Origin of the sequence: Mycobacterium sp. E796, assembly GCF_001672815.1 — a bacterium.
GTDB lineage: Bacteria > Actinomycetota > Actinomycetes > Mycobacteriales > Mycobacteriaceae > Mycobacterium.
Genome location: NZ_LZKK01000020.1, coordinates 1 through 3,959 on the forward strand (window position 1 = coordinate 1; position 3,959 = coordinate 3,959).

3 protein-coding genes are annotated in these 3,959 nt (G+C 67.5%); all 3 read right to left on the reverse strand.

The features are described 5' to 3' along the window. Positions 1–824 (reverse strand): glycosyltransferase (locus tag A5706_RS01345; protein WP_197517718.1); only part of this gene is annotated, 824 nt, incomplete at its 3' end. Positions 825–873: 49 nt separating this feature from the next. After that, positions 874–2,319 carry a condensation domain-containing protein gene (locus A5706_RS01350; RefSeq protein WP_082964125.1) on the reverse strand — a complete coding sequence of 482 codons (1,446 nt, stop codon included), beginning with the start codon at positions 2,317–2,319 and terminating at the stop codon, positions 874–876. 58 nt (positions 2,320–2,377) lie between these two features. Continuing rightward, positions 2,378–3,959 (reverse strand): SDR family NAD(P)-dependent oxidoreductase (locus A5706_RS01355; protein WP_156766909.1); only part of this gene is annotated, 1,582 nt, incomplete at its 5' end.

A 3,959-nucleotide genomic window follows, 5' to 3' on the forward strand; every position in this document is an offset into this window, starting at 1 on the left:
GCGCAGGCCCCGCCGATCATGGCCACCGTCTCGGCGGGGGAACTGACCGGGGTGCTGCCAAAACCGAAGTAGATCGGCGGCTTTCCCGCGGCGATCCACGATGCGACCTCATCGTCGGTCTCGGCGGCCAACTCCAGGGTCAACGAACCCACGAAGGGGCGCTTGCCATTCCACTCCGCGGCCAGGCCGGGGAACATCGCCTGGTCGTAGGCCTGGATTTCGAGCGTTCCGCCGTCGGCCATCCGCTGCCACGCGGGAACCGTCGTGGGCGGCAGACCCAGCTCGCGGCGCTGCGCGTCCTCGTCCGCCTTGGTGAAGCGGGAATACAGCCACCAGCCCGCCGACAGCGTGGTGCGGACGATCGGCGCCGGCGACGGCAGAAACGGAACGCCGATCTGACCGTTGACCCGCACCGGGAAATGATGCAGCCCCGCCACCGGAATGTCGTAGTATTCCGCGACATTCGCCACCACCCCGTGGTAGGTCTGGCCCGTCAGCAGCAGGTCCGCCCCGTCGGCCAGCGAGGTAAGCGTCCGGCTCATCTCCGCCCAGCCCTCGACGAAAAGCGACTTGAAGGTGCGCATGAAGTCGGCCGGGTTCTGGGGCTTGAAGGCGTTGTGGGTGAAGTCGGCGACCGCCACCACCTGCTCGCGCGTGTCCGGCCCGTAGGAGACGGCGGGCACCCCGGCCGACTCTACGAAGTCAACCAGGTTGGGCGGCACCGCCATTCGGACATCGTGGCCCCGGCGCCGGAGTTCCACCCCGACCGTGGCACCGGGCTCGATGTCGCCGCGGGTACCGTGGGCCGCCAAGACAAACTTCATCGACGGAGCTCAGCCTTCCACTTCGCTCGAGGACGAAGCGCTTCGTAGCTTACCTGGCTACGCGAACCGGCATCTCGGCCAGCTTGCCCGAGACGACCCGGTCGAACACCGACTTCAAGGCCTCCGTGTAGCGAATCACGGATTCGCGGGCGACCGGGTTGTTCGGGTAGGACACCATGATCGAGACCTCGTCGAACAGCCGGAAGACCGTCGAGTACATGTACGCCGGGCTGCGGCCATCGGTGAACGCGGTCGCGTTCACGCCGTCCAGGGCGGTGGCGACGATGCCGGACAGGGGAGGAAGGCCCGCGTCCATGTAGCTCATCATGGTGAACTGGGGTCCGTGCTTACGTAGCCAGGGCGCCAATTCCAGCACGCGGTCGAACGGCACGTTCGCCAGATCCATGTTCGCGTCGAAGGAGGCCTGCGCGGCGCGGGCCGTTTCCTCGAACGAGTTCGGGTCGACGGGAACGGTGAACGGCACCACACCGGTGAACCAGCCCACCGTCATGAAGTCCGCCGGGCTCTTGCGCTTGTCGGTGGGGGTAAGCCCGTAATACGTTTCCGCGCCGGTCAATTCGTATTGAGCCAGGGCGGCGCACGCGAACAGGCCACCGCTGAACCGGGCCCCCGCCTGCCGGCACAGCGCCTCGAACTGGGCCGTTTGGTCGGGACCGAGCAATCGCTCGACATGGGTGTCGCCGCCGCACGGAATCGACTGGTCGCCCAGCGGCAGCGGGAAGTCGGGCAGGGTCCCGCCGTTGGCTTCGGCGAACTCGATCCACTTGCGCACCTCCGGGGACTCCAGCGTCATCCCCGACACGATGTTGTGCTCCCGCATGCAGAAGTCGTCGTAGCTGGCCGCCGGCGGCAGCGAGACCGGCGCCTTGCCCTCGATGAGCGCGGTGTAGTTCATCAAGATCTCGACGTACAGCCCGGCGAGCAACATCGGATCGCAGTGCAGGTGGTCGACGACCGCATACAGCGCGAAGTGGTCCTCGTGCTGGACGATGCCGAACCGGAAGCAGTCCCATTGCAGCGGATCGGGCGTGGCGAGCACGTGTTCACGCCACTCGAGCTCCGTCATCACGCCGTACTCCTTCGCGACGAAGTTGATGTCGCGCGGGTTCTTCAGGGTGTGCCGGACGATGTTCTTGTCGTCGGTGTACTCGAACCAGCTGTGGTACGTCGCGTGGCGGCGCAGGTGCGCGTTGATGACGTAGGTCATCGCGCGGATGTCGCAGCGCCCGGGCACATCCCAGGACCCCATGATCGCGCGCGAATAATCCAGCCCACGCTCACCGAACTCGACGAACCCGCGAAGGTGACCCGCCTGCATGGAGCTGGGCGGCACCGGGCTCACCGGCGCCTGCCGAGCCTTCGCGATGCAGCCGGGCGTGGGCTGCCACGTTACGACCGAACCCGCGCCCGGGTACCAGTCGTACGCGTTGCCCACTCGCAGGCTGTCGTGCTCAGAGCCTCCACCTATGAACACGTTTCCCTCCTTAAATACCGGCCTAAGCAGTGCAGTCGACTTTGACGTAGGACCTATCTCACGCGGGTGCCGCAGCGTCCTCCTTAGGAGCCAGCTTCGAAAACAGGTGATCCGCCAAGCCGCGCACCGTGGTGATGTCGGCCGAAGTGATGCGTACCCCCGTCTGCGCCTCGATGTGCGTGCGCAATTCGAGATTGCCCAGCGAGTCGAGGCCGTACTCGGAAAGTGGGTGGTCCACGTCGATGTTGCGGCGCAGGATCAGGCCGATCTGCTCGGAGAGCAGGCGCCGCAGCCGGGTGGGCCACTCGTCGAGCGGCAGGTCGGACAGCTCGGCGCGCAGTTTGCTTGAGCCCGAGCGCTTTTCGCCGGCCGACTTGAACATCTCGAGGAACTTGCTGCGTTCGGCGAAGGATGCGATCCACGGTGTCCCGATGAGGGGGCTGTAGCCGGTGTACGCGCGGTCGTGACGCAGCAGCGCCTCGAACGCGTAGGCGCCCTCGTCGGGAGCGATCGCGGCGCCGCTGCCTTCGGCGAAGTCCGCCCCGCGGCCGATCTCGCCCCAGGCGCCCCAGGCGATCGCGGTGGCCGGCAGGCCCTGCGCGCGCCGCCAGTGGGTGAAGGCGTCCAACCAGCTGTTGGCCGCGGCGTAGGCGCCCTGGCCCGGCGAGCCCAGCAGGGCCGCCGCCGACGAGAACGAGCAGAACCAGTCCAGCTCCGCCGATGCGGTGGCCTCGTGCAGGTTCCAGGCGCCGTACACCTTTGGCGCCCAGTCACGGTCGATCAGCTCATCGGTGATGTTGGTCAGGGTGGCGTCCTCGACCACAGCCGCGGCGTGCAGCACGCCCCGCAACGGCAGCCCGGTGGCGGTCGCCGTGGCCACCAACCGCGCTGCGACGTCGGCCTGGGCGATGTCACCGCACTCCACGATCACGTCAGAACCTATCGCTCGGACGAGCTCGATCGTTTCAAGCGCCTTCTGCGAGGGCTCGGAACGCGACGTGAGCACGATCCGGCCCGCCCCGGCCGCGGCCATCTTCTCGGCCAGGAACAGCCCGAGGCCGCCCAGACCACCGGTGATGATGTAGGAGCCGTCGCGCCGGAAGACCGGTGCCTGCTCGGGCGGCAACACCACGCTGCTGCGGCCGGCCCGCGGGATGTCGAGGATGAGCTTGCCGGTGTGCTCGGCCGCGCTCATCACGCGAATAGCGGTGGCCGCCTCGGAGAGCGGGTAGTGCGTGCTCTCGGGCATCGGCAGCACGCCCTCGGCCGTAAGCCGGTAGACGGTGCTCAGCACCTGGCTGACCTGACTGGGGTGGCTGACGGACATCAGGCCCAGGTCGACGCCCCAGAACGCCAGGTTGCGACGGAACGGGAAGAGACCCAGCTTGGTGTCCCCGTAGATGTCGCGCTTGCCGATCTCGACAAACCGTCCGCCCAGGGCGAGCAGCTTGATCCCGGCCAGCTGCGCGGCACCGGTCACCGAGTTGAGCACGATGTCCACGCCGTAGCCGTCGGTGTCGCGCCGGATCTGCTCGGCGAACTCGACCGTGCGCGAGTCGTAGACGTGCTCAATTCCCATGTCGCGCAACAGCTGTCGACGTTGCTCGCTGCCGGCCGTGGCGAAGATCTCCGCCCCCGCC